This is a genomic window from Photobacterium sp. 2_MG-2023 (assembly GCF_030547675.1).
Classification (GTDB): domain Bacteria; phylum Pseudomonadota; class Gammaproteobacteria; order Enterobacterales; family Vibrionaceae; genus Photobacterium; species Photobacterium arenosum.
The window spans coordinates 50,629-76,492 of record NZ_JAUOQQ010000014.1; the positions used below are offsets into that span (position 1 = coordinate 50,629).

A 25,864-nucleotide genomic window follows, 5' to 3' on the forward strand; every position below is an offset into this window, starting at 1 on the left:
GTACAAGGCGAGACAAGGATCAGGATCAATTTGATAACCATAAGCTTTAGTGCCTGACTGCGAAAGATGCTAATTTTGCACATTCCACTTTGACTTAAACAGAGCGCCGATTTTGCCAAAATCACGTACCTTGAGCCTGATTGCCGGACTGGGCATACTACTTTCTGTGCTTATCGGTTTCCTGACCCAGCAGCACTTTACGCGTACGCTATCAGAACAAATTAGGTCTGATATCCGGTTACTCGGCGAGAAACTCGACCAACGCCTTACCCGCTACCAGCAGTTACCCCAGTTGCTGGCCCATGATCCCAGGCTATTAGATTCGCTGCATGCACAATCAAGTCCTCAGCGCGAGCGCGATGCAAAAATGCTGCAAACCAATCTTCTGCTGGCTTACTGGGCAAAGACATTAAGTGCCGACACCATTTACTTGCTGAACGCCAAGGGCGATACCCTGGCGGCCAGCAACTGGGGACAAGCCGACAGTTTTGTTGGTAATAACTACGCTTACCGGCCCTATTTCAGTGATGCAATTAAAGGGTCACTCAGTCAGTTTTTTGCGCTTGGCGTTAGCTCAGGCAAACGGGGATATTTCTTCTCCGCCCCCGTTTTTAACACTCAGAAGCAGATAGAGGGGGTGATTGTTATCAAAATAGACCTCAATCTGGTCGATGAAATCTGGCAATACAAAGAACTGGAGTACGTGATCAGCGATCCTCAAGGCGTCGTTTTTTACAGCTCAATTGACACTTGGCTATACCACAGCCTGGTGCCCTTATCAGCTACACAGCAGCAGCAAGTAAGAGAAAGCCGCCAATACGGTAATGCTTCATTGCGTCCTCTGACCCAGCTTCCAAGCCTGACAGTACTGAATACAAACCAGCAGGCTGAAATATACCTGCCGCAACGGCAACGCAGCCAATCCTTTTTGCTGGCTCACCATGATATGTCAACGGCAGGCTGGGTAATCTATGGCTTTACACCCAGCATGCATATCTATACCAATGTATTTGAAAGCATTCTTCTGTTTATCGCCTTTTACGTGCTGCTGATTCTTGTCATGATTTACTGGTGGCAGACAGTCAGTGCCAAGCAAGCGCTATCGGAACTGAACGACACGCTGGAGCATCAGGTTGCAGACAGAACCCAACATTTACATCTGGCTAACCAAGAGTTGTGGCACACTATTGAGCAATACGAACTGACTCAGGCACAACTGAAAGAAACACAAACCGAATTGATCCAGGCCGCCAAGCTGGCCATGCTGGGCGAGCTCTCAGCCAGCATCAATCATGAAATTAACCAGCCACTGTCAGCAATGCGTACCTACTGTGAAAATGGCCTGAAATTGTTAAAGAAAGAACGCTATCAGGAGGTAGCCAGTAACCTTGAACAGGTCATTGATTTAAACGAACGTATTTCCACCATTATTGCTCGCTTCAAGATATTTGCCCGTAAAGGGCAATCACTCAACAGCAGTACCGATGCCGCCCAATCGATTCGCAATGCTATTCAACTGATGCATGCACCGCTGACCAGACACCAAGTCGCTCTGCAACTCAATCTCACTGAAGATGTTTTTGTCCGCATCGATGCGGTGCAGTTTGAGCAAGTAATAGTGAACCTGCTGCAAAATGCCATTCAGGCACAGGAGCTTGTCACCGATAAGAAAATCGGTATTACTCTGCATGCCGGCCGCCAGCGCGCTGTCATTACCCTTTGGGATAATGGCCCAGGCATGGATGACACGCAAAAACAGCGGATCTTTACGCCTTTTTTCAGCACCAAACACGATGGGTTAGGGCTGGGGCTGACTATATGTCGCCGTATCCTTGATATGTTTTCCGGCAGTTTAACCGTACATAACCACACAGGCGGTGGAGCCGAGTTTCAAATCAGCCTGCCACTGAGCAAAGAGGAACCAGCATGAAACCCCCAGTCATCTTTATCGATGATGAAAAAACTATCCGGGATTCACTCGGACAAACTCTCGAATTGGAAGATTATCAGGTTCAGTTGTTCTCCAGTGCCCGCCAAGCGCTAAGCGTTTTCGACAATCAGTTTCCCGGCGTCATCATCACAGATATTAATATGCCAGGCATGGACGGTATGACGTTTTTGCAACAAGCATTGGCGATTGACGCAGAGCTGCCGGTGATTATGCTGACAGGGCATGGCGATATTTCTACCGCCGTTGATGCCATGCGGATCGGCGCTTACGATTTTCTGGAAAAACCATTCTCGACCGAGCATCTGCTTGATGTGGTAAAGCGAGCTTGTGACAAGCGGGAACTGGTACTTGAGAACAGAGAACTGAAAAGAGAGCTGGCATCGCAAAGTAGTCCAGGCCCTCGTATTTTGGGTAACAGCTTAGCCATTAAACAACTTCGGCGAAGCTTATATCAGCTGCAGGCGGATGAATCGACTATATTGCTGGAAGGCGAAGAAGGGACAGGCAAACGCATGGTGGCACAGTTTATTCATGACCACAGCCCCAGGCAGCATCTGCCTTTGATATCGCTTAAGTGTCAGGACCTGACTGAACAGCAATTTGAAGAGTTGTGCTTCGGGCACGCCAGCTATGCCGGAAAATGGTCAGATGCGACAGGCAGTACACTGTATCTTGAGAATATCGACCAGCTGGCTGCTGCATCGCAACAGCGATTACTTTATCAGCTTACACAACAAGACCAGCTCGCCGTAAATTCAAACCACAACAAGACACGCGTGATAGTCAGCAGCAGTCGCTCTCTTGATGCGCTAACCTCGCAAGGACAGTTTTCCCGTGAGCTTTTCCAGCACCTGAAGCAATGTGCTCTGTCATTACCCCCATTGCGTGAACGCCAGGAAGACATTGAATTATTATTTCAAAACTTTATTCGTACTGCGGCTTCCCGCTATAACATCGAAGCCCCCGTACTCAATGCCGAACAAAAAAGTAAGCTACTTGCTTACGACTGGCCAGGAAACGTGCGCGAATTAAGATCTGTGTCAGAAAGGTTGGTACTGCTTGGTAGCCATTTTGACCAACACCAAACACTCGATCTTGATGCCCCTCTTCCCTCATTGAGTGAACGTGTACACCAATTTGAATTTACCTTAATTAGTGACGCACTGCGCCGGCACAATGGCCGTTTAAAAGAAGTACAGTCGGAATTAGCGCTGGCAAGAAAAACCTTGTATGACAAAATGAAAAAACATGGCTTAGATAAGCAGGATTTCAAAGAGTAGCAGCAAAGCGACCTGAACCTGGGCCCGAACATCCTGATTTACAGTGTAAATACAAACCTCCGCTGTCAGCAGTCAGTACGCTATTTACACTGTAAATCTCTCGTATCATACCTGGCTGCGAGTAGTGCTCAGTGGCTGACAAACAATCTTCTGTTTCTCTAAATGTATCCGGCAAGCTGTCATTTCTCGCTCAGCGACAAACTCTTTGTCAGCGATACGAACAGATACCCCTGGATATATCAAGCTACTCACTTCAACCTGAGCAGCAGAAAACTGCTGAAGGTAGCTTTGCTGCAAAGATTGGTGCTGGCTTTTCATCTCAGCTAACGTCGCCATAAACTGCCCTTTACTGTCTGTCACTTTATTTGCTAATTCCTGAGAGCGTTTCTCTTTCGGAATTTTCGAGAGCTTCATCTGCAACAGAACAATTTGATGTAGTCGCTCTTCCTGATTTTTTATCTCGGCTTTCAAGGCGTCCATATCAGCCTTGAGATCATCAAACTGACTTAACAGTTTGATCTGGGTGTCAATGCCGGCCTCTGCCCCTAACACTCTGGCACTGACACCTCCCTCGGCGACAATCACCCCTCCGGTCACAGTACCGTGACGTTGCGCCGGATCGATAACCCTGACGACGCCTTGGGCTTTGACCATGCAATGTGCCAGATGCAGATGCAGCTCAGTGTCTGTGCCAGATTCAATCTGCGTGTACTGAGCGAACTTGGCCGAGACTTTACCCAGCGCTTGCAAGTGACAGTATGCCGGTTTGCCATCCTGTAGCCGGCCTATCACACCGTTAGCGATCGTAATATTTCCACCGGCAGTCAACTCAGCAAGTTCCACCACACCTGTCACTGTAATATTACCGCCGGCTTTCACCTTCATACCAGAGCTGACATCACCAAGCACCAGTACCGCGCCGTTAAAATCGATATGGCCTGTAGTGACATCCACACTATCGACAGTTAAAAGGTCATCCACGGCCATGCCTGTCAGGCCGTGCCGCGGTGTTCCCTCTTTATCGGCAATCAATACATTGTGGTCGGAATCAGAAATCCGGGTTCCTAAACCAACATCGAAAGCAATGACTTTACCCGCAATCGCCTCAACCACGTTGCCATGGATATCATAACCAGGTTCACCAGCAGTGGGCGGGATGCGTCGCATCAGAGGCTGGCCGATTTCAACCGTAATCAGTTTACCCAGATCACGCATATCGACTTTTCCGTGATCACTGTCCTGAGGGGCAAGAATACGCTGAGAGGCATCCGCTACTAAAGGTTCAAAGCGGGTATCTGTACCAGCAACGGCTGGTCGGCCAGCCGCTATTTTCAGTGTGAAGGTTTCACCCGGATCGAGCTCCCAGGATTTCTGCAGGAGATATTGCAGGCGTTTTTTGCTGACACCACGCAGAATACGCTGCTGCTTCAGTGTGACTATCAGCCCTTGCGCTGTTAAACGATCGCCACCGTATGCACCAGTCAGAGTGACGTAAGCAAACATGCAGTCGTCTGAAATAGAGATTTCAAGCTCTACATCTTTTCGCTCTGCAATAATAAATGCCGACTGCCCAGCGTCTGATTTCGAATTGTTGTAATAGTCGATTGCATCTTGAATCGCCTCTTCGAGACGACTATAGGCATAGTAATCTGACTGCTCCAGTAACGATTCAATATCGGTACGCTGTAGCGACTGACAACTATTTTCCATTTGTTTGGATACAACCAGACGCAGTTGTGAGCCATCTGGCTCCAACATAAGCACTGAATCCGTCATGGAAGGCTCCTTCTTCCTGGCCTGTAGCCCGTTTGAGTGTAAATCTTACAGAAATTTCAATCGAGTAGACATAGAAGGGAGTCACACTTCGCACAACAAGCAACAGCAGGGCTTGTGGTTGGGGAGCAAGAGCGGAAAACAGGAAACCAGGAAACCAGATAAAAAGCCAATAAGAGAATAAACCGCCACTCCTTATTCAACGTACCCACTCGGCGTACCCCAGCCAGAGCTATTGATGAATTGGAAAGAGAGATAAAGAATAAAGCGAACAAGGATAACCTTGCTCGCCCGCAAAAAGCGTCTCAAACAAAAATTAATCTATCCCTAACCAATTCAAATCATCATCTGTTAGCCAGTCATTTGGATGAAACTGATAAATACAGGGCAATTGAAGATCGTTATCATCAGATGATTCCGACGTCAGGTAGCCGTCAAGCATTCTCAGCCCCTGAACTTGCAACTGATAAGACGCAGATAAGTCTAACGGCACCATAGCTGAAAAATAGATGCAATTCTTACTTAACTTATTCAACCGCACTTTTAACCCCAGATTGCCACTTTCAGAAACCGCCTGTTCTGTCGTGCTATTGGCTTTTTTCAATAATCGCGCAGCAAATCCGCCAGCCACTAGGCTGAATGTCATGTTGGGTTTGGCAATGCGTACGCCGGGTTCCAACAAGGATCTCATTGCCTTGCTTTCTACCTTAACTAAACTCATATCCTACCCCTTAACGGCATTCTAATAATTATCCTGTACTTGCCATCAGCAGTACGTTTTTCATGCTCAGGTTAAATAACTCTAGTCTAATTTTGTGGTTTAAGTGGTAATACCTTGAACTTTTTTCAGTACTGCTTATCAGATTTTGTTAGTAAATACTAACCTTGTAATGCAGGAAATGAAAGGCTGAACTACCCCATCAGGAATAAGGCGCTAGTTAAGTTTAACCAGTATGCAGTAATTTACAGTGTAAATACGAGATGTGACCTATTTACACTGTAAATTGTAATCAATGAGGGAGATATTGCAGCGCATGACCAACAAAATGTCGCAAAAACTGCTCTGCCTGTTTACGGCCTGTAAAGCCAAACTGCTCCTGCAATTCAGCCCACGATTGTCGCTGAATCACTTTAGCCAACATCACATCAATACCGTTTTGAGCGGTAAGCTCTCCAGACTGAAGTCCGTGTTGCAGCCAGAGTGACAACTGGCCAACGAGTAAATCATAGCCAAGCCCTCCCTGAGAAAAGTGCATTAACTGGCGCTGTGCCGTGCTTGGTAACTGCTGTAATTGCGTTTGAGCCAGGCATTGGGAATATAAAGGCAAAAAAACCGCTTTATCAAGCAGCCGAAACTGTTCGCAAGCCTGGGCCAGGAAACTGAGCGAGAAGGAACATGTTGCCGTTTCAAACCAGGACCAGGACGCGTCGGATAATGGCAGCACAGACAACAGGGAATGACAGCCACTGGCACCGTCTTTAACAATCCCCAACCGAATTGGAACATAGCCAGCGCTGTGCCAGAACGGCAATAATTCACTGCTGGCTGCAAAGCTGGTACCCAAAAAGTCCAGCTGTTTATGCACCGCCCAGTCCTGAACCTGTGCCAGTAAGGCCGAACCTATTCCCATCTTGCGCGCACTATCGTGAACAGCAATACGTAAAATACGTCCACAATGCTGGCTGGCAGCCTCAGCCAGACCAAGATGCGCAGCAACAGACTGCGCGAGCAAGTGCCCTCTGGGCCGGCGCTGGCCAAGACATATAGCTTGGGCAAGCTCAGCAGAGAAACCACCTTCACACGAAAGCAATACACACCCTACAATCAGCTCATCTTGCAGAGCGACAAAAATCGCTAAATCAGGATCGTCCAGCAATTGCTTAAGATCGCTCGGTGAGGTCTGATAGTGTGCATTGACCAACAAGCCGAACAACTGGGATAAGCTGTCCGGACGCTCAGCCAGCCATAGTGGCGATATCTGCTGATACTGAACATCCGCGGCAGACACAGGCTCAGCAATACAGGCCGGCTCGGCATCCAGCAACAGCGTCTCAAAAAGCCAGCGTTCCAGCGGATCGCCCGCAGCCCATCGAATAGGAGATGTCATTGAGCAGGCACGCCATTGCGGGGTCATTGCATCCAGTACAGATGTAAACTTAATCGCGAACCCCCGTCCGGTACCTTCATAACCATGTATCGTCGATGCGAAAACCACCCTGGAATAACTCGACAGCATCTTTTGCAGCAACGGGGCAGGAATAGCCGCCGCTTCATCAACGATAAGCAGATCCGCAGAAGGGCGCTCTGCCAGCAAGGTATCAGGCGCAATAAAACAAAGCTGACTACCATCTCGTTGCAACTGATAAGACGAATCTGCAGCGAGCCCAAGGATGTTTGCCGCATGCTGAAATACAGTTTCGGCATTACGCTGACGAGGTGCTGTCACCAGTATCTTACGAGGCTTCTCCTTCATCAGAATACCCGCTGCGATACCTAAAGCGGATGATTTTCCTCGCCCGCGATCCGCGGTGATAACCAAGGGACGACGTCTGTGGCCTGTGACTACCCGCCGGATGGCTTCAACAGCATTGAGCTGTTCATCACTCAGGCACCCATAAGGCCGCTCAGCGATATCGCTAACTGCCGCAGATGCTTCAGGCAACAGAGGCAAACACATCTTGCCATCGCGCCCGGATGCTATCTTCAGTACCCGATGGCTGGAAAGCTGAGATAAAAAGCGCTGCATGAAAGGGGACTGCCAATCGCTTGACCTGCCTTTGGGGCCGGGTAACAACATCACCATAAGACCACCGCCACGTATGGTGCCGGCTAAAGCGGCCATGGCCTCAAGCGCTAAGCCCTGGTGCAAATCTACGGTCAGAAAATCACAGTCCTGCCCTAACCAGGCTTGTGCTTTTTTTGCCGATACCGATAGCACGTTTGGCGGCGCCTTATCGCTCAGCCACAGGCCGTCAGAGTAATGCGCCTGAGCAAGCAAAGCCGTGCTGATCCCCCAACTGTGCTCACTCTCAATGCAGAGCAGATAACGATGACCGGATTGTTTTGCACGACTGACTAAGTCAGAAATGAAACGAGACAGTTCAGACATACTGGCCTCTGATGCTGCAGCAATAGATAGAAGAAACAGGTCTGTATACTACCAAGCACAATAAAAAAAGCCACGTCATCAGACGTGGCTTAGAGATAACAAAGATGCGATTAATTGAGGTAATCGGCCAGATAAGCCAGTATATGTTCAGCTTGCTGTTCAGAGAGCTTGCTCAGTTTGAGCTGGAGTCTGTCACCATCTCTGACATAACTTGCTTGCCCGCGCACCAGTTCAACCGACTGAGGTTTACTGCTCTGCTGTACTTTGGGACGCACGACCTCGCCAAGATGCTCAATGTGATTGGTGACTTCACGGGTAATACGCGTAATACCCTGTGCATCGACACTTTGCCACACAGGTTTATCTTGCTGAGCCAGCTCCTTCACAAAGGCTTTCTGCTGCTCATCATTCAGTGAATAGTAGAGTTTATGCAGCTTCACTATGGTCGGCCGGCCGAGCTCACCGACACTCGGGTAAGCCATTAACAGCTCCATCGGCAAACTGGCCGCTTTCAACGCGCCGCTGACCAGCGCTTCGCTGCACTGGCAAAACCGAGCCAAGGCTTTTTGATCAGCCACTTTGCCGGTAGCCAGCAAAGCCTGCATTTCTTTGCCGCGTTCAAACAATGACAGCGGCTTGTGCGCATTGGCCACATCAGAAAGAAACTTGGCATGATCACTGTTTATGCCTTTGGCTACATAAATCAGAAAATCCTGTTTCGACAGCAAACAGGCCATCCGCCGCCGGCTACCGTCAAGCACTTCAATGCGGCCGTCATCCAGCCAACGACCCACTGCCGGATATTGTTGTCCCCTGTCTTTCAGTGTTGTCAGAATATCGGCTAAGGCATGTTCGTTTAAAAATGCCTGCTCACGGGCATTCTGAGCAAACACCTGAGTCTGTTCGCCAATCTCGCTGGCTTTCACTTTTACCAGTTCAAACGCCACAGTGGTTTCACCGGCAACTGCCAGCTCAATAACTGCTGCTTTATCTTTTGCCGCACTTTGCGCCTCTGCCACTGTGGTCGCACGGCGCTTATCTGCTTTACCAAACAGACGGGCATTCAGATCGTTTGTTTTAATCGCCACCTGTTATTTCTCCTGGTTCAAATTGGCCCAGTGACTATGCATAACGCGTTCGAGTTCAAGGCCAACCCGCTGAATCGCGTCCTGGGCAGTCGATAAGGTTTTTTTACCACCTTCAAAATCTGCAGTCGTCAGATCAAAAACGGTGCTGTAGGTATCAGCACAGGTTTCAAAAGCACGGCTACGGGGCACTGTCGCCATCATCACCTGCTCCTGAAGCAGATAGTTCATTTCAGTTAATACAGAGACCTGTTTCTTATTATCATCTTCGAACATGGTAGGGATCAAACGGATAAACTCCAGTCCATGCCAGTCTTCCGGGAACATTTCATACACAGTAGGCAAGTGCTGGAAGAAATTCACCGTAGATGCCCAGTCAAGACGTTTAGCCGCACAAGGGATCAACAGCGCATTTGACGCATACATCGCATTCCACACCAGTGGGTCGATGTGCGGGCCTGTATCAATCATGATGACATCAAATTCATCTTCTATCTGATCGATGACTCGCTCTTTAAGCAATTGCACAATATCCAGGTTCTGATTTACAGCCAGATCCTGCCAGGCATCAGCATTAAACATGGCGTCTTCCGGGAAGGCCGCAATGGTTTTCAGGTTAGGGTACTGAGTTGGCATAACCACATTATTCATCAGAAATGCTTTGTCCGTAGCCTGATCTTCCGGCACATTTCCCAGCATTACGTCAACCGCAGAATAAATGTTTTCCTGATCGCCGACACTGATTTGCGGGTTCAGAAACAGACGAAGAGAGCCTTGCGGATCCAGGTCGATTAAGCAGATGCGATAGCGCTTATCCAGATCCAAGGCCAGACAAGCCGCCAAATGAACCGCCGTCATCGACTTACCTGTACCACCTTTCTGGTTCTGCACATTCACCACCCAGGGCTTACGCTTGCCGGTTTGGCGCTCGTGAAAAGCAGGGCGCTCTGCCGCATCCATCAGCATATGTGCTTCATTTAGCGTAATAGAGTAATGATTGGCGTTATTTTTAGTAAATTGATGTCCCGCTTCTTCCATCCGGGCAATCGCTTCATCTAACTTACGACGGGTCAGGCCAGAACGGGTCTCCATAAGTGCTTTTGACATAGAGGGAAAGTGGTCATCCCTGCGCTCTTCCAGCACGATTTCAATTCGGTCCGCCTGAACCTGTTTTGTCTGCTCAGCGATCTTGAGCAAATTTTCTATTGTTTCTACCCGATTCATCTTGTTCATCACCCTACAGAGTATTTGTCAAAATTGTACAACATAAATACACAAAAACAACAAAAAGCTGAACATTTCACTGTGATAAAGATCTCAAGTAAAAACCATGCCAGTTCGGATAAAAGCCGTACGAATTGACCAAATCCTTACAAACCGGTGCGTCACTTCTACCTGTTACGATTCAGATAACAGCTCATAAATTAAAATGTCACAGTGTCACAAATTTACAATGTAAAGCAAATGAACCCAATTTTGGCTGGAAGCCTGAAAAAAGATGGCTAATCTACAGTGACTGTCATTTCAACCCGTAAAAAACCAAAATAGGCTTGATGGATCAGAACAGACGCAGCGAAAAAGACGATAGCACGAGGCCAGCTAGAATAATGGAGTAAAAATGAGCACTGTACCTTGATCATGCTTCAGGCATTATTTGCCGTTTACGCAACAATGATCAAGGAGAAAGCAGGCGAAATAGTAAGCTGAAAACAGTGCTCTTAAAGCAAGGAAAGATCGGATCAATGATCAAGATGAAGATCCTCACCAGGGATCAAGTTCAATACCTGCGGAAGCATAGTCAAGTACCGCTAAATTACGGTGAATGCCCGATATACCTGAATCAAATCGGGTTGTTATCACTACCATTGGCAGCGATTGCACCAACCACCATCACAATCAGTAGGTTGAAATGACAAAAGTGACAGCTTGATCATTTTTCCATTACCGGACACATATAAAAGCGCTCTGTTATTACGGTGGTTGTCTTTCCGAAATCGATGAAATCAACAGCAACATGAAAGAGTCAGGCGTAAAAAACGAATTACGCCAAGTTCAAAAGCGAATACTTGATCATCGTTCTGGACCAGAGAACAGGAAAAAAGCACGAGAAAGGGGAGTGAACCGTCGATTTTAATGACCGGGTGAGCACCTCTCAGGTATAACTCTGTGGATAACCTGTATAAACACATTGATCATAGTTCTGATATTTCGTTGATCATACTTACAGAACATTAATGATCATGGTTCTGGGCCTTGTTTGATCATGCTTACAGAAGAATCATGATCACCACTCCGAAAGCACATTGATCATACTTCCGGATCGTGTAAAAAAATATATTTTTGTAATCAGTGAGTTATAGCAATTTTGTTACCCGGATCATAAGATCACACTATCACTTAGATCTTTAAAATCAAAAAGATCATTATTAAAAAGCCTCAATAAAAAAAGCTTTCTTTCTCAGTATTTTTTTATTATCCTTTCCGGAAAGATGGTCAATTTACGGCGAATGGCAAATGAAATCTACGGTTACACGTGATGAGAAATATGATGAAAAGATCCTGATCTCAGCTCCCCGATCACACAAAGACGGACACTTGTTTGCCATTCCCAACGCGCTTGTCGACTGGTTACCTCAATATCAACACTTCAAAGGGGTAACCCGAAGCATTATTGAATTACTGAATCTGATCTCTTTACGTGGCCTGTCCAGTCAGGACGGCATAGTGTCAACCACGGAACTGGTGGAAGCCACTGAAGGTCAGCTTACCCGTGCAGCCATCCAGCAACGCTTACGTGCGGCTGTGAGTATTGGTTTATTCAACCAGCAACCGGTACGCTTCGAAGAAGGGCTGGCAGGCAAGACCATGCTGCATCACTTCATTAATCCTGCTTTGTTGGTTTCTCAGCTGGGCACTGCCAGCTTGCAGTCTGCTCAAAGTAAAGAACAAGAAAAACAAAAACGTTCTAAAGCTTTGGCACAGAACCAGGTCAATAAACGGTTATTGAACGAATATGGCCTGGGCACGCCGCCTATGATGCCCGACGAAGCCGATCAGATTGTTGTTTCACCCACCAGCTGGGCAGGGATTATTGATCAGGCACTGGCGCCGCCACGCACCAAGAAAAGCTATCAGAAATCTATGGTAGCAATATCTGGCACACGCGCAATTATTGAAACACGATCATCGAAAGCGATCATGACGGTAGACGACATGATGACGCTGTTCGCGCTGTTTACTCTGACGGTGCAATATCATGATCATCATTTGTCGGATTACGAGCTGCAATCGCGGCACATGAGCAATAAAACACCGATTTACATCACAGATATTCTGGCATTGCGCGGGAAAAAAGACAGCGGCCCGGCCCGTGATTCGATCCGCGAAAGCATAGACAGGATCGAATTTACCGATTTTCAGCTGCATGAACTGACTGGTCGCTGGTTAAGCGAGAACATGCCGGAAGGTTTTAAAAGTGATCGTTTTCGTTTTCTGGCCCGGACCATAACCGCGTCGGAAGAAGCGCCGCAGGAAGGCGAAGATGGCGAAATCCGCATTAAACCGAATCTGTACATTCTGGTCTGGGAGCCTTCTTTTTTTGAAGAGCTGCTGACAAGGGATTATTTTTTCCTGTTCCCGCCAGAGATTCTTCGCCAGCATACTCTGGTCTTCCAGTTATATACCTTCTTCCGCAGCCGGATGTCGCGCCGTGGCCATGACAGCATGCTGCTGAGCGAGCTGAACCAGAAACTAGCCCGTAACATTGAATGGCGCCGTTTCTCTACCGATTTGATCCGCGAGCTGAAAAAGCTGGCTGAAGGTAAAGTGACGGAGTCGTTATTTGCTGTCAATCTGTGGGGCTATCACCTGACGATCAGCCCGGCAGAAGGCAAGGCATCGCGCTATCAGGATTATAATATTGAGATCAAATGCGATGCTGATGAAGTGATCCGTTTCTCCCGGGCCAAGATGCACAATGAAGGCAAGCGATCCATGGCCCCCACTATGCCCAACCCGCTGCGCAATGAGATCCTGCCCCGCCAGGAACTGGAGCAGTTGTCTGAGATCATTGACGGCGAGTTTGAACCGATCCAACGCAAAGAAGGGCGTCCCAAGGGCCGCTTGGGGCGACGGGTTAAATTGCGAAAGCACCTGGTCGAGATCAATGCGGATGAGTTAACCATTGTCCTGTCTAAATATACCTCTCAGGAGGCCTTGCAACGCAGTATCACAGCGCTGTCTGCTATGTCGGGTCATCCCGTCAGTGTGATTACCGAAGAGTGTCAGGCCTTTATGGACAAGCTTGACTGGCTGCGTGTCAGTGGCGAGGTGATGCCATACGAAATCCTGAGTAAAACGGTTGAGCTGTTTAACAGCCAGCATGATGAGCGCCATCTGTCGATAGAAAAGCTGATCTCAGGATTAGCCGTACGCCGTAAGGTCTGTAAGTTAGTGTACGAAGGGCACATTAATGATCAGGTACTGACGGCGCTAGATGATATTGCCAGCGGAAGATAGGAAGCAAGATCAAAGATTTCCGTCAAATCTGAGTCAAATCAATATGTTTTGACATTGCGATGACATTAGGTGCACAAAAAAAGCCAAAATGAATCTTGATATAACCTTTGTCCCTTTCGATGAGAAAGGTAACCCCTGGCAAGGATGGCGGGTCAGTTATCTTGTGAATCTCTCGAAAATGCAATATGTGAGTTTGTTGCGAGCCCGTCCCGGCTCGCTTTTTTTTATCTGTTTTTCAGGCCACGGGCTATGCCATGCCCCTGAGGACACGGCATAAATATTGAAGCTAAGGGATTTCACGGACCAGCCTTAGCATCCCTCCCCAGATATTGTAATCGTGATAACTGGCATTCCTTTTCTCCGGCCCACCCCAGGGATCATTATTCAGTGCTGTGAGCAGGGGAAGGTTCAGGTTGCTGAACGACACAAAGGCATAGCGCCCATCTGTGCCCCAGCTGTCGGTGAGATAATACAGCTCTGAGTAGCTCACAAACTTATGATAGAGCGGATCAAATTTACCAGCCTCTTTCAGGGTTTGCAGCTCTGCCAGTGTTTTAGACGGATAACTGAAGGCCGGATACAAGGCAGGCGAACACTGGTTATTGTAGATACTTAACAGTTCGTTCACATCAGGAGCTCGCCAGGGATGAGCGGTTTCACCCAGCCGGCTGTTCTCGTTACTCACGATCACCGCCTGTTTGGCCAGATGGGCATTGGCCTCTGCATCTTTGTCTATTATCTCAGGATCACCCTGACAACTGAGTTGATCCCCGCTGAGTTGCTGACCTAATGAGCAGAATTGCCACTGCAGCCCGGTTTGCTTGTCATTCACCACTTTGAGCGGACCTGCAGTGGTTGTCAGCACTGCCTGAGTAAAGCGCCCGGATGGCGGGGTGTAATCTGCGTTACAGGCCGTCTGAATATTGTCACTGGCCTGCGCGGCGCACGTTATTACTAGAGTCGCAATCAGTATGCTTATCGATTTCATCTTGATGTCCCTGTTGTTTATTGCGCGCTAAAGCCATCGCTGACCAGCATGATCATGTGCGGCTGCTGGTTTGGTGTCAGTGCATTCCCACGTTGCTTCAACGGCCTGACGGTGCGCGTCAGCGCTTCTGCAGTTAGCGGATGCTGATTGGCTGTCCAGAAACCGTGATAGATAGTTTCATGCCGGCTTTTATCTTGATCATCTTTCCAGTTGAAATAGGTGGTTTTTAATCCGCTGATATTCGGGAAGTAGCTTCTGTCCAGTGCGGTTGACTGATCGCCCTGCAGGTTCATGATCCCGTAAATTTCCTGCTGGCTGGGCAGTCGCCAGTTACTCAGTCCGCACAGCTTGCTTTCGTTGACTTTAGTCACCTGGTTAGCCGCACTGCACTGGGTACGATCTGAAGCCAGTTTTTCGGTGTCCGGGTTGTAACAGGTGCCGTTAAAAGGAATACTGCTGTCTTTGCCGTCAAAGGAAAAATAGTACAGATCATCGTGCAGGCTGGGGTGCTCAAGATCCGTCGCCGATTTGGTTTCCCAGATCAGGCCGGTATTAGCGTCAGCCACGCAACTGAATTTGAGCTGCTTCCAGGCAAGATCCTGACGTGGCAGGCGTTTTCCTTCTGTATCCAACTTGATATAACGAGCCCCCAACTCACCGTCCCGGTTACTGTTATAGGCCAGCCCGCTTAACGGATCGCACTGATTCTGGGTGTCGCGCCCACGGGTGCTGTCGTCACCGAGAATGCCTTGGGTGATCCGGGTATCATTGAGATGGATACGCCCCGGGGTGTATTGCAGCTCTGCACTCAGGCTGCCACCCGGTGTTCCGATACGAATGCGGTACGTCTGCCATTTATCCAGTCCGCTTACGGTTGCCCGGGTGCGGCTGGTTTGCTGGCGATTGGCGGCATCAGTGATGGCGGTAAAGGGCTTTGTATCCCAGCCGAGCGTATATTCACTCACGTAATCCTGTTCCTGCCAGTCAAGCGTAACCCAGTGCTGACCAGAGGTGCTGTCCACCCCCTGACCGACGATAGCAATGCCTGTGACCTGATCGTAGCTGACCAGCCCGCTGGATTGACAGATGGGGGACAGATGGCTGTTCGGGTACACTTGCACCCAGCGTCCTGGTGGCGGCTGATTGTCAAAGTAGGCTTGATCGGGGGTGGAATCGGCTAACAGGCTGGTGGCCGCTTTGAGGATGTGCGAGATATTGTTATCAGGGTGATTGATCAGCAACTGAGCCAGCCCCGCGTTTTCTCCCATCAGGGATTGCAGAATGTTCAGCTGAGGGATCTGATTACTGTTTGAGACAATACTGTACTCTGCCTGCATGTTAATACCGACCAGCCCCAGCAGATCCTGATAAAAACTTGCGCTTTCAATCAGATCTACGGGTTCACTGAACAGTGACTGCTTCGCCTGAAGGGCGGCGAAAGCGGCCAGAAGCTCAGTTTGCTGGCGCGGGAATGGCGTCATCAGCGCATCAATTTCCGCAATACTCAGCGGCTTCCAGTCGATAAATGAGCCGTAGCTGGCCAGAGTTGTCTTCTTTAGCAGCACTTCCTGAGCAGACGAAATGTACCCTATGTTGGTGCGGGCATACTCGCTGCTATCGAGGGTACCGTCCTGATTGGAATCAAGGGCTATCAGCTCACAAAGCGGCCCCAATACCGAGCGAAGCTCAACATTGGAACTGTGATCGGTAATCTGAAGGGTCAGTAAATCCTGAAGGTTGTCGTCTGTCATTTTACCTTCCCAGGACTCGCCGATGAAGCCGGGAGCACACTGGCTGAATCCGTCAGCGGTGTCATGGAGGCGAACGGTCAGGGTGTAATGCTGCTGACCCTTGACGTTTACTCTGTGGGTCTGACGGCCAGTGTCATCTGTCAGCATCAAGGGAATAACCCGGTGAGGACGCTCTGGTTTGTAATAATACTCACCCCGGGTGTCGTCATTGGGCTTGGCTCCAATGAGAACACTGACTCTGGCGTCTGTCAGCTCTGCCGGAAAAGCCCCGCTCAGGCGAAGTGTATAGACCGGATAGAAAGATTCCTGCCAGCGGTATGCTGCGCTCAGGGTGTTCAGGGTTTGCCCTGCAGTAAAACTGGCTTCCAACTGAGCTTCAGCTGTTGCCGGCAGTGTGATTTGACGTGTATCTGCCAATTGGCCATACAGCTCGCCCAGCGAGAGGTTTGGAGTGGCAGCTTTGGCGCCCACCAGCTGAGCGGTAAGCTGCGTTTGCGTTAATCCCAGCAGCGGCAGGGCTGAAACATCGCTGTCGGCAGGTTTAGCCTGCGTTTCTGAGAGCAGCTGTGCAAGGTCGCGCACGAAAGCCTGGTTAAGCGTGGCATGCGTGGCCATCTGCCGCTTGGCGGCTTCTCTGTCACTTTGACTGAGTGCGCTGCGTCCAAGCAGGTGCTGCGCGACAGCGTCAAAGGCAATACTGGCCGGAGAGAGGGCGAGCGGCAGCAATTCCTGATTATCGATCAGTTGATTATTATCACCATCAAGCAGTAACAGACTATCGATATTGGGCAGGGTGTGCCGGAAAACCATGCCGGGATTATCAATGTCTGTGGCCGTCAGGCTTAACGATGACTGACGTTGCCATTGCCGCAGCTGTAATTCGAACTGATAACCGCCGGTTTCAGCGGTGCGGGCCTTAACTTCAGATTTACCATCGCTCAGACTGACAGTGTACTGCTGGCCGCGATCCCCCAGAACAGCACCGGATAAAGTGATGGTGGTGACAGGTTCGGGCGCAGGATCCGGGGTCGGCGTCGGGTCTGGCGTTGGATCCGGAGTTGGCTTGGGTGCCGGATCCGGTGTGGGATCGGGCTGGACCGGCGGAGGCGGGCTGACTGTGCCTCCCGTGTCAGACCCTGAGTCAGGCTGATCCGGTAACAACGCAGAGGGTGACCCCGTCTGTCCTTCGCTACCGTCTCGCACCGGTTCGATATTGCAGCCGCTCAGTCCGGCAACCAGCGCTGCGCTGATCAATACCTTAAATCTATCTTTACTATGAATATTCACTTCAGTTGTTTTCCTTCCTTCTGGTGTTCCGGCTTGACTCAGCTATCAAAGACGCTGCCTATTTGGAGCTTTGTGTCACAAGTGACTCTATTTTTTTCTTTAGTTGCAGTTATTTAGCGATTTTTTACTTAATCGGCGGAGATACTATTGAAAGTGATGTTGATAATCAATATCATTCGCGTCTGTTTTTTTAACCTATTGATGGAGTGAATAATGAAAGTGTTTCCGGCCAAGTTAATTCAGCGGTATCTGAAAGATGAACAGGGGGCAACGGCGATTGAATACGGCATCCTGGCAGCAGGGCTGGCCGCCGGTATTCTGGCAATCTTTGGTTCAGACGGTGTTTTCGTTACCGCACTGAAGGCAAAGTTTGAGACGATCATTAAAGATCTGAATATCGGTGAAAATGGCTGATACCGGCATAGTCGTCGCTCAGGGATTGGCGGCATTGATGTTCTCCTGGCTGGTGGTTACTGATGTGACTGAGCGCCGGATTCCCAATGTCACCATAGTTGTGCTGCTGATCCTGTCCGTGCTGCTGGTGCCTTTCAGCCTGATGAATGTGCTGGTTTCAATAGCCTGCCTGATCCTCGGGCTGGCCGCATACGCAAAAGGGTGGCTGGGAGCCGGGGACAGCAAGCTGCTGGCAGTCTGCCTGTACGCCGCTCAGGACCACTGGCCGGAATGTCTGCTGGTAACGGCTTTGTCTGGCGGAGTGCTGAGTCTGGCGTATCTGGCACGAAACCGCTTGTTGCTGGCTTGGAAGCCGGCTTACCCAGCCGTACGCACTGTGCCTTACGGGGTTGCCATTACACTGGGAGCCTTGATGTCGACGCCTTTGATCCTCTTTCCATGACGGGCTGAATCAATCCCGGAGAGTTCTTATCATGAAAAAATTTCTGTTATTTGTCATAGCGTCAGGAGCGCTGCTGGCAGCCCTTGCTGTTGTCTGGGTTCAGCCAGCTGAGTCGCCTTCAGAGCAGGCACGGGCTGCGGAGGCCGATAACGCCACCGAACGAAACCGTGCCGAGTCGGTGCAAAACCGTGCCCGGATTCTGGTAGCGGCACATCCGCTGCAGGCGGGAGCTTTGCTGCGCGAGGAAGACTTGCGCTGGGCGGATTTGCCGGCATCCGATGAAGGGAACCTGCCGGGTCTGTTCCTGCAGGGATTTATTCAGTCTAAAAACCTGTCCGGCAGCCTGATCACCCGTTCACTGCAAACCGGGCAGATCTTGTCGGCAGAAGACGTGATACGCCCGGAGCAGAGCCATTATCTTTCCGCCATGATGGCGCCAGGCACCCGTGCCGTGACCCTGGCACTGACACCGGAAGCGGTCAGTCACGGCTTGCTGCGTCCGGGAAACCGGGTCGATGTCATTCTGACCAGCAATAACAGTAATGCGGGCAAACTGGTGGGTGACGAAGCTGTATCCGGCCTGTCTGCCGAGCAGGTGCTGTCAGATATCAAGCTACTGGCTATTGAAGCGCAACTGATTGATCTCGGTCAGCGTGGCGCCTCTGCTAAAGGTCAGCAACAGTTTGATCTGGTGAATGTAACTTTCGAGTTGTTGCCCGAGGAAGCGGCCCGGCTGTTGCTGGCCAACAAACTTGGCGAACTGTCGCTGGTGCTTCGTGGTCGACGCCCTGCTCTCGACAGCATGGCGGCAACAGAGCAAGCCGTGGTTTGGGCCGAGCAGGTCTCGCAAAACCATAATCCGAAAGCCATTCCCACGCATGGGGTTCGTATTGCCTACGGTAAGCCGGCAAACGATTCCGATGCTGATAAAGCCGATAAATCCGGTTCCTCCAATTAAGGCCCGTGTGTCATGCGTTGTATCTCATTCATGTTATTTTCACTCCTGAGCACTGTTGCTCAGGCAGCTCAACCGTTAATGCTCAAACCCGATCAGTCCCGCCTGCTGCGCTTTGACCAGCCGGTGAAAGATGTGTTTATCGCCAACGGGAATGTGGCCAAATTGCACAGCCCGTCAGAGCAGCACCTGCTGGTACACGGCATAGCCGTGGGTAAAACAGATCTGGTGATCACTGGTCATCAGGGACAGACCCTGGGCCATTTTGACGTGCGTGTGGAGGCCGATCTTACCGCGCTGGAACAAGCTGCAAAGCGTGCCTATCCCGATACGCCATTAGACTTTCAATACACCTCCAAAGCGATAGTAGTTGCCGGCGAAGTGATCAGTGCCCAGCAGGCACACGATATTTTGTCTATGTCTGCCGGCTTTGCCAGAGGTCTGTTTGCGACCAACGGCCAGGAACCGCTTTCGCAGGGGCGTGAGCGTTCCACCAACGAGCGGCCGGAAGACGCTGTACCCGGCGGGGGCGAAGGCCAGTATCCTCATGTGGTCAATCGCTTGCGTCTGGCCGGTTCAGATCAGATCAACATCTCTGTCCGTATCATCGAAATGGAACGCTCCACCAGCGAACAGCTGGGGATGCGCTGGAGTGCAATAGGTAAATATCTGCAGTTGGGCGTGTCGCCGGGCAATCTGTATCCCACGCCGGCAGACAACAGTCTGATTGGCAGAGATACGGTCAAAATTGACGCCATTATTGATGCGTTAGTGCAGAACAACCTGGTGACTGTGCTGGCTGAACCCAATCTGACGGCCAAATCTGGTGAGGCGGCGACCTTTATGTCTGGCGGTGAGTTTCCGTTTCCTGTCGGTAACGGTGACGATGGCCCGGAAATCGAGTTCAAGAACTTTGGTATCTCACTGGGACTGACACCAACCCTGCTGAGCAATAAACGCATCAGTCTGACAGTCTCACCGGAAGTGTCCACTCTGAGCCGTGAAAACAGTGTCTCCATTGGCGGTGTCGTGGTACCGGGGATCGAAACCCGCCGCACCACCACCACGGTTGAGCTGGCCGATGGCCAGAGCTTTGCGCTGGCGGGTCTGGTACGTACTTACCGCGATCAGAATGTTGAAGCTTTGCCTGTGCTGGGAGAAATACCGTTTCTGGCACCGTTTTTCAGCAGTACCACTTACCAGGAAGGGGAAAGCGAGCTGGTGATTATAGCGACGGCCCGTCTGGTCGAGCCGACCAGTAACCCGCTTGAACTGGCCACACCGCTGGATTTCTACCGCCCGCCAAGCCGGTTTGAACGGCTTTTCTTCAGTGATTTTGGCGACATGCAAGCCCCTGCTGTACAGGGACAGGCAACGCTGTTCGGCCAGTACGGCTATAGCTACTGATTCTGGGATTTATGATGAAACTGAATGCAAAATCTTTGCTGCTGCCACTCACGGCTTTGGCGCTGACGGGCTGTGTCGATCGGCTGGACAACTGGAACGACAGCCAGAAGACGACTGAAAACTATCTGGAAACCGCCACTTATCGGGTGAATGCCGCGCAATTGCAACCCTCGTTGCAGGCTGTTCTGCGCCCGCTGGCTGAGCGGCTGGAAGACGGCATACTCAGGGTGGCAATCACCGGTCCGGCTGAGCCGCGCCAATCACTTGAGTTATCGGTTGTATTGCAGCAGCAACTGGCGATGCCAACCCTGGTGGAGCATCACCCTGCCAGCCAGTCCGGATACCAGGTTGCTCTGACGGTGACGTTGCAGCCGCATACCTGCCGTTATCAGCAGGGGCCGGCCGAGGTATCGATGAATACCTGTTTACTGAAACGCAATCAGTTCCGGGCTATGACAACCACAGCTCACTGGTTCGAAGGTGCGGAGTACGAAGTGACATCCAGCGCGCTCGATGTAGGGGCCGTGCAGCGTCTTTATGACGACAAGATCAAACATGCCAGCAGCCAGAGCACAACAGGGGAGTAAAGTCATGCGTAAACAACAGCAACTGGTGGCCTTTGTCCTCACTGACGCAAGCCGCCACAGCCTGAACTTAATCGGTGAGCAGCTCCCGGATGTGGTAATGACAGTCCGGGAGGGCGATATGCAGGCTGCCTGTGATTACTGCCTGAATCAAGGCGCACCCGATGTGCTTATCGTGGATGCCGGTGATTGTGGCAAGCTGGAGTCTGACCTATCCGGGCTGGCGCAGTGTTGTCCGCCAACGATGAAACTGGTAGTGCTTGGCCAGCGTCAGGATCTCAATGTCTACCGCCGTCTGATGCAGCTGGGAGTGAGCGATTACCATGCAACACCGCTGGATGCGGATGCCCTGCGCCTGAGTTTGCTGGCCATGGTGGATCGCCCTGCAACGGCGCCTCTGCGCCGCGGCCGAGTGATTGCTGTTGTGGGCTCAGGAGGCGGTGTCGGCACCAGTACCGTCGCGGCCAATCTGGCCTGGCTGCTGGCAGATGAACATCATCAGCACGTTGCGCTGGTTGATCTCAACACTTATCACAGCCAGCACCCCATTTTATTGGGGGTTGATTATGAGCATATCCAGCACTCAATTTTTACTGAGGCCGAGCGATTGGATGACACATTATTGAGCCATGCGGCCCATCAGGTCAGTGAACGCTTGCACCTGTTTTACAACCAGGACGGGGTTCAGGACTCTCCTGCCCAATTGTCGCAGGAGGTTATCAGCAGTGTGGCTATGGTTGCCGGCCATTACAGCACTGTGGTGGTCGATGTGCCTGACCTGCGCGATCCGGCCTGGCGTGCATTGGCCGCGCAGGCCGATCTGTGCCTGATACTGCATGACAGCAGTCTCAGTGCAATGCGGCTGCTGAATAAATGGCAGTTCCGGCAGGCCAGCACGCATCAGCGTCGTCTGCTGGTGGCTAACCAGTGCCGGACGAAAACCAGCCGGGTACCTGAGGCCGAAATGGCGCAGGCGTCAGGATTACAAACCCTGATGACACTGCCGTTTGATGCCGCTGCTGTGGTGAAATCGGAGCAATCAGGTCAGCCAGTGGTCTGCGTGGGCGGTAAGCTGGCTAAACAGCTGAGAAAGCTGACTCAGACAGTGATCAGTGGCGGTGCTTCCATTGCCGTGAAACGGAGTGCGGCATAATGTTTGGTAAACATACCCCGCCAGCGCTTGCGATGCAGGAAGAGGAACTGCTGACGATGTCAGAGCAGGCCAGAGAAGCCTTCTATCAGCAGGTTGAACCGTCGGTGGCTGCCAAGCTGTTGCCTCAGGCGCTGGCGCTCAAGGTCAGCGATGCTTTGCACGTGATAGCCGCCAGAAAACTGTTGCCCTATAACAGTGGCGAGTTGGCACTGCTGACCAGACAAATGGTGGATGAGATGATCGGCATCGGGCCGATCCAGCCGCTGCTCGATGATCCGAGTGTCTCCGATATCCTGGTCAACGGTCCGCACAATGTGTATGTCGAGCGACATGGCAAGCTGGAGCGAACTAAGATCCGTTTTCACGACAAACAGCATGTTCTGAATGTGGCGCAGCGGATCGTCAACGCTGTGGGGCGTCGGGTGGATGAGTCGACGCCTATGGTGGATGCCCGGCTGGCCGACGGCAGCCGGGTAAACGTTATTGCCCCGCCGCTGGCACTGCACGGCACGACCATTTCTATCCGTAAATTTCCGGCCAGCCGCCTGACACTGGACGCACTGGTCACGAATCAGAGCCTGTCGCCGGCCATGGCTCAGTTTCTGGCCCTGGCCGCTAAAGGGCGATTTAACATTCTGGTATCGGGCGGAACCGGTTCGGGGAAAACCACGCTGCTCAATGCCCTCAGCCAGCATATTGGTGATGACGAGCGCATCCTGACCATTGAAGATGCTGCTGAGCTGTCGCTGGATCAGCCGCATTGGGTACCGCTGGAAACCCGCAATGAAAGTGCGGAAGGGAAAGGCGAGGTGACCATTCGTGCTCTGGTACGTAATGCGCTGCGGATGCGGCCGGACCGCATCATTCTTGGCGAGGTACGCGGGGCGGAAGCGTTCGATATGCTGCAGGCCATGAATACCGGCCATGATGGCTCCCTCTGTACCCTGCATGCCAATAACCCGCAAGATGCCATGATCCGCCTGTCGAACATGCTGCAGATGGGCGCAGAAAAGCTGTCAGAATCGATTATTCAGTCCCAGATTGTCAGTGCGGTCGATCTGGTGGTGCAACTTGAACGGATGCGGGACGGCAAGCGTCGGATCACGGCCATCAGCGAAGTGGCCGGGATCAGCAAGGGCGCGATTCAGATGAAGCCGATCTTCCGTTTTCGCTATCAGCATGTTGATCACTCTTGTATCCAGGGTGAGTTTGATGCCTGCGGGATGTCGGAGGCGCTGCTGGAAAAAGCCGCGCAGTCCGGGTTGGATCAGGCCATGAGCGTCTGCAGTCTGCCGCTTGTCCCGCAAGGAGAGGCAGTATGCTGAGTATTACAGTGCTGCTAAGCCTGCTGGTGGTGTCGGTGTGGCTGATGATCCTCGGCTTGTGGTGGCAGGCTTATCGCCAGCGGGAATGCTGGCAGCAACAGGCGCAGCGCTACAGCCAGTTTCGTGCACCCGCTCAGCAGGAAACGCGCACTTTGCCTGAATGGTATCTGACCATGGCGACCGTGCTGGGGGGGAAACGTGTGCAATTCTGGCAACGTGCCGTCCCCGCGGCTGTGGTGGCGATCACGCTGCTGCTGACGGTCAACGGCATGACCTGGTTTGTCGCATTGAGTCTTTCGCTGTCTGTGACCGCGCTTGGCGTCTGGGTTGTTTATCATCAGTTGCAGCAACAGGCATTGGATGCTTTTCGTGATCAGCTGCCGGAAGTGATCGACGGTATGATCCGGGCGGTGCGTGTGGGCGCACCAATGGCTGATACCTTTGCGGTGATCGCCGAGCAGTACGGGGAAGCGGAGGATCAACGTGCTGTGGTATCCCGCCTGTTCGGGCAGATGCATGACGAGCTGCGTGTCGGCCAGCCGCTTACCGACGTGCTGGCCAAAGCGTCAGCCAGAATGCCGGTGGCAGAGTTTCGCTTCCTTACCGTAGTGCTGAGCTTGCAGCAGGAAACCGGTGGCCGGTTGTCTGAGGTGCTGAATCAGCTTGGCGATACCCTGCGCGGACGTAAAGAACTGCAAGCCAGTGTGGCCAGTATTACGTCGGAATCGCGCAGCTCAGCCAAAGTGCTGGCGGCGCTACCGGTTCTTATCGTACTGGTGCTGTTCAGTGCCGGACGGGAACATTTCGATTATCTGATGATGACTGTGCAGGGCCAGATGGTGGTCGGCTATGTGATCGGCAGTATTCTGTTCGGGCTGATGCTCATCCGCCGCTTGACCCAGATAAAGGCTTAATTATTATGCCCATTCCTTTGATTTCTTCTTCCCTGATACTGGCAATAGCGCTGCTTTGGCTGGTTGTCGTGTCATGTGCATTGCTCTGGTATCAACAGCGTCAGCATGCTCGTTGGGCTGTGCAGCGGGTACGCTATTGCATGGAAAACGTCTCGGAAAAAAGCGCTGAACGTCAGCACTGGCTGGCACGGATTGGCCGCCGCTATCCGGCGTCGGCGGCAGAGAAACAACGTCTGCTCAAAATGCTGGCTCAGGCCGGTATTGATAGTGACGATGGTGTCGCGAGAGTATGTGGGGCCAAATGTCTGAGCGGCATGGCGGCGGTCGTGGTGGCTCTGGTGTGGCGCTGGCAGGGCGAGTTGACGGCTATGTTGCTGATGGCATTGCTGTTTGCCTATGTGCTGGGGGCTAACCTGCCTGAGTACTGGCTGCGTCGCCGCTCTTTACGTGTCAGGGAGCAGCAACGCCGTGCTGTACCGGATGCCATTGATATGCTGGTGATCACAGTGGAAGCCGGGCTGTCACTGGATCGCGCGCTGGAGCGTGTCGGACGTTATCTGCAAGCGAGCGAACCCCGTCTTGCCGAGCAATTCCTGCGCACTCATGCCGAAGTACAGGTCATGGGCGATCCCGCGCAGTGCATGAAAAAACTGGCCTGGCGAACCGGCCTGCCTGAGCTGGAACGGCTGGCTTCAACGCTGGCAATGGCCCAGCGTTACGGGTCGCCGCTGGCCGATACCATGCGCACCATCAGCAAAGAAGCCCGTCAGATGCGCAAGATAGCGCTGGAAGAGCAGGCGGGCAAGTTGCCGGGACGTATCACCTTAATCCAAATGGGCTTTATCATGCTGCCACTGCTGGTGTTAATCATAGCCCCTACCCTGAATCTGCTGATTGAAAGCCTGAGTGAATAACAGGAACACTTTG

At 51.5% G+C, this 25,864-nt stretch carries 19 protein-coding genes; 12 read left to right on the forward strand and 7 right to left on the reverse strand.

The window, feature by feature from the left end:
- Positions 1 to 112: 112 nt before the first annotated feature.
- Both Q4491_RS12755 and Q4491_RS12760 read left to right on the forward strand, forming a co-directional pair.
- Entirely contained in the window at positions 113 to 1,930 is a 1,818-nt protein-coding gene (locus Q4491_RS12755; protein WP_303457913.1) for an ATP-binding protein, read from the forward strand.
- Positions 1,927 to 3,231 (forward strand): sigma-54 dependent transcriptional regulator, encoded by a 1,305-nt coding sequence (locus tag Q4491_RS12760; protein WP_192016136.1) that lies wholly within the window; start codon positions 1,927 to 1,929, stop codon positions 3,229 to 3,231. Before Q4491_RS12755 ends, Q4491_RS12760 begins: the two co-directional genes overlap by 4 nt.
- 105 nt (positions 3,232 to 3,336) lie before the next feature.
- On the opposite strand, the gene Q4491_RS12765 is transcribed toward Q4491_RS12760, so the two are convergent.
- The 5 genes from Q4491_RS12765 to Q4491_RS12785 all read right to left on the reverse strand — a co-directional run bounded on the left by Q4491_RS12765 (position 3,337) and on the right by Q4491_RS12785 (position 10,423).
- Positions 3,337 to 5,007 (reverse strand): DUF342 domain-containing protein, encoded by a 1,671-nt coding sequence (locus tag Q4491_RS12765; protein WP_303457915.1) that lies wholly within the window; start codon positions 5,005 to 5,007, stop codon positions 3,337 to 3,339.
- A 313-nt stretch (positions 5,008 to 5,320) separates the two neighbouring features.
- Positions 5,321 to 5,725, reverse strand: a complete 405-nt coding sequence (locus Q4491_RS12770; protein ID WP_218385068.1) for a hypothetical protein — start codon at positions 5,723 to 5,725, stop codon at positions 5,321 to 5,323.
- Positions 5,726 to 6,014: 289 nt separating this feature from the next.
- The gene (locus Q4491_RS12775; RefSeq protein WP_303457918.1) at positions 6,015 to 8,114 is read right to left on the reverse strand and encodes a tRNA(Met) cytidine acetyltransferase TmcA; all 2,100 of its coding nucleotides are present in this window, start codon (positions 8,112 to 8,114) and stop codon (positions 6,015 to 6,017) included.
- Between the two features lie 110 nt (positions 8,115 to 8,224).
- Positions 8,225 to 9,202, reverse strand: coding sequence for a ParB/RepB/Spo0J family partition protein (locus Q4491_RS12780; RefSeq protein ID WP_192016140.1), 978 nt, complete (start codon positions 9,200 to 9,202; stop codon positions 8,225 to 8,227).
- Positions 9,203 to 9,205: 3 nt separating this feature from the next.
- Positions 9,206 to 10,423: an AAA family ATPase gene (locus tag Q4491_RS12785; RefSeq protein WP_192016141.1), complete on the reverse strand. Its 1,218-nt coding sequence runs from the start codon at positions 10,421 to 10,423 to the stop codon at positions 9,206 to 9,208.
- A 1,290-nt stretch (positions 10,424 to 11,713) separates the two neighbouring features.
- Between Q4491_RS12785 and Q4491_RS12790 the strand changes: the two genes are divergently transcribed.
- Entirely contained in the window at positions 11,714 to 13,717 is a 2,004-nt protein-coding gene (locus Q4491_RS12790; RefSeq protein ID WP_192016142.1) for a replication initiator protein RctB domain-containing protein, read from the forward strand.
- A 286-nt stretch (positions 13,718 to 14,003) separates the two neighbouring features.
- Here the strand turns inward: Q4491_RS12790 and Q4491_RS12795 are convergent, their stop codons facing one another.
- Together Q4491_RS12795 and Q4491_RS12800 are read right to left on the reverse strand one after the other, a co-directional pair.
- A complete protein-coding gene (locus Q4491_RS12795) occupies positions 14,004 to 14,705 on the reverse strand; it encodes a DUF1566 domain-containing protein (RefSeq protein ID WP_303457922.1) in 702 nt (233 codons plus the stop codon).
- A gap of 17 nt (positions 14,706 to 14,722) precedes the next feature.
- Positions 14,723 to 17,743 carry a DUF1566 domain-containing protein gene (locus Q4491_RS12800; protein ID WP_303457924.1) on the reverse strand — a complete coding sequence of 1,007 codons (3,021 nt, stop codon included), beginning with the start codon at positions 17,741 to 17,743 and terminating at the stop codon, positions 14,723 to 14,725.
- 213 nt (positions 17,744 to 17,956) lie between these two features.
- Between Q4491_RS12800 and Q4491_RS12805 the strand changes: the two genes are divergently transcribed.
- Genes Q4491_RS12805 through Q4491_RS12845 form a run of 9 tightly spaced genes read left to right on the forward strand, consistent with a single transcriptional unit; the run spans position 17,957 to position 25,851 of the window.
- A complete protein-coding gene (locus Q4491_RS12805) occupies positions 17,957 to 18,157 on the forward strand; it encodes a Flp family type IVb pilin (protein WP_192016145.1) in 201 nt (66 codons plus the stop codon).
- On the forward strand, positions 18,150 to 18,599 hold the full coding sequence (locus Q4491_RS12810) for a prepilin peptidase (RefSeq protein ID WP_192016293.1): 450 nt from the start codon (positions 18,150 to 18,152) through the stop codon (positions 18,597 to 18,599). The genes Q4491_RS12805 and Q4491_RS12810 overlap by 8 nt, the downstream gene beginning before the upstream one ends.
- Before the next feature lie 31 nt (positions 18,600 to 18,630).
- On the forward strand, positions 18,631 to 19,557 hold the full coding sequence (cpaB, locus tag Q4491_RS12815) for a Flp pilus assembly protein CpaB (RefSeq protein ID WP_303457927.1): 927 nt from the start codon (positions 18,631 to 18,633) through the stop codon (positions 19,555 to 19,557).
- A gap of 30 nt (positions 19,558 to 19,587) precedes the next feature.
- Positions 19,588 to 20,961: a type II and III secretion system protein family protein gene (locus tag Q4491_RS12820; RefSeq protein WP_303457929.1), complete on the forward strand. Its 1,374-nt coding sequence runs from the start codon at positions 19,588 to 19,590 to the stop codon at positions 20,959 to 20,961.
- 11 nt (positions 20,962 to 20,972) lie between these two features.
- The gene (locus Q4491_RS12825; protein WP_192016148.1) at positions 20,973 to 21,548 is read left to right on the forward strand and encodes a pilus assembly protein FlpD; all 576 of its coding nucleotides are present in this window, start codon (positions 20,973 to 20,975) and stop codon (positions 21,546 to 21,548) included.
- Between the two features lie 4 nt (positions 21,549 to 21,552).
- Positions 21,553 to 22,698 (forward strand): P-loop NTPase, encoded by a 1,146-nt coding sequence (locus Q4491_RS12830; RefSeq protein ID WP_192016149.1) that lies wholly within the window; start codon positions 21,553 to 21,555, stop codon positions 22,696 to 22,698.
- Entirely contained in the window at positions 22,698 to 24,023 is a 1,326-nt protein-coding gene (locus tag Q4491_RS12835; RefSeq protein ID WP_303457933.1) for a CpaF family protein, read from the forward strand. Before Q4491_RS12830 ends, Q4491_RS12835 begins: the two co-directional genes overlap by 1 nt.
- Positions 24,017 to 24,937, forward strand: coding sequence for a type II secretion system F family protein (locus Q4491_RS12840; protein ID WP_192016150.1), 921 nt, complete (start codon positions 24,017 to 24,019; stop codon positions 24,935 to 24,937). The genes Q4491_RS12835 and Q4491_RS12840 overlap by 7 nt, the downstream gene beginning before the upstream one ends.
- Before the next feature lie 5 nt (positions 24,938 to 24,942).
- Positions 24,943 to 25,851 carry a type II secretion system F family protein gene (locus Q4491_RS12845; protein WP_192016151.1) on the forward strand — a complete coding sequence of 303 codons (909 nt, stop codon included), beginning with the start codon at positions 24,943 to 24,945 and terminating at the stop codon, positions 25,849 to 25,851.
- Positions 25,852 to 25,864 lie beyond the last annotated feature (13 nt).

Excerpts from the sequence above, each read along its gene's own strand:
- Q4491_RS12805 (WP_192016145.1), top strand. The coding sequence starts at position 17,957 with ATGAAAGTGTTTCCGGCCAAGTTAATTCAGCGGTATCTGAAAGATGAA.
- Q4491_RS12775 (WP_303457918.1), bottom strand. The coding sequence starts at position 8,114 with ATGTCTGAACTGTCTCGTTTCATTTCTGACTTAGTCAGTCGTGCAAAA.
- Q4491_RS12765 (WP_303457915.1), bottom strand. The coding sequence starts at position 5,007 with ATGACGGATTCAGTGCTTATGTTGGAGCCAGATGGCTCACAACTGCGT.
- Q4491_RS12825 (WP_192016148.1), top strand. The coding sequence starts at position 20,973 with ATGATGAAACTGAATGCAAAATCTTTGCTGCTGCCACTCACGGCTTTG.
- Q4491_RS12845 (WP_192016151.1), top strand. The coding sequence starts at position 24,943 with ATGCCCATTCCTTTGATTTCTTCTTCCCTGATACTGGCAATAGCGCTG.
- Q4491_RS12795 (WP_303457922.1), bottom strand. The coding sequence starts at position 14,705 with ATGAAATCGATAAGCATACTGATTGCGACTCTAGTAATAACGTGCGCC.
- cpaB (WP_303457927.1), top strand. The coding sequence starts at position 18,631 with ATGAAAAAATTTCTGTTATTTGTCATAGCGTCAGGAGCGCTGCTGGCA.
- Q4491_RS12835 (WP_303457933.1), top strand. The coding sequence starts at position 22,698 with ATGTTTGGTAAACATACCCCGCCAGCGCTTGCGATGCAGGAAGAGGAA.
- Q4491_RS12785 (WP_192016141.1), bottom strand. The coding sequence starts at position 10,423 with ATGAATCGGGTAGAAACAATAGAAAATTTGCTCAAGATCGCTGAGCAG.
- Q4491_RS12760 (WP_192016136.1), top strand. The coding sequence starts at position 1,927 with ATGAAACCCCCAGTCATCTTTATCGATGATGAAAAAACTATCCGGGAT.
- Q4491_RS12830 (WP_192016149.1), top strand. The coding sequence starts at position 21,553 with ATGCGTAAACAACAGCAACTGGTGGCCTTTGTCCTCACTGACGCAAGC.
- Q4491_RS12840 (WP_192016150.1), top strand. The coding sequence starts at position 24,017 with ATGCTGAGTATTACAGTGCTGCTAAGCCTGCTGGTGGTGTCGGTGTGG.
- Q4491_RS12770 (WP_218385068.1), bottom strand. The coding sequence starts at position 5,725 with ATGAGTTTAGTTAAGGTAGAAAGCAAGGCAATGAGATCCTTGTTGGAA.
- Q4491_RS12790 (WP_192016142.1), top strand. The coding sequence starts at position 11,714 with ATGAAATCTACGGTTACACGTGATGAGAAATATGATGAAAAGATCCTG.
- Q4491_RS12820 (WP_303457929.1), top strand. The coding sequence starts at position 19,588 with ATGTTATTTTCACTCCTGAGCACTGTTGCTCAGGCAGCTCAACCGTTA.
- Q4491_RS12810 (WP_192016293.1), top strand. The coding sequence starts at position 18,150 with ATGGCTGATACCGGCATAGTCGTCGCTCAGGGATTGGCGGCATTGATG.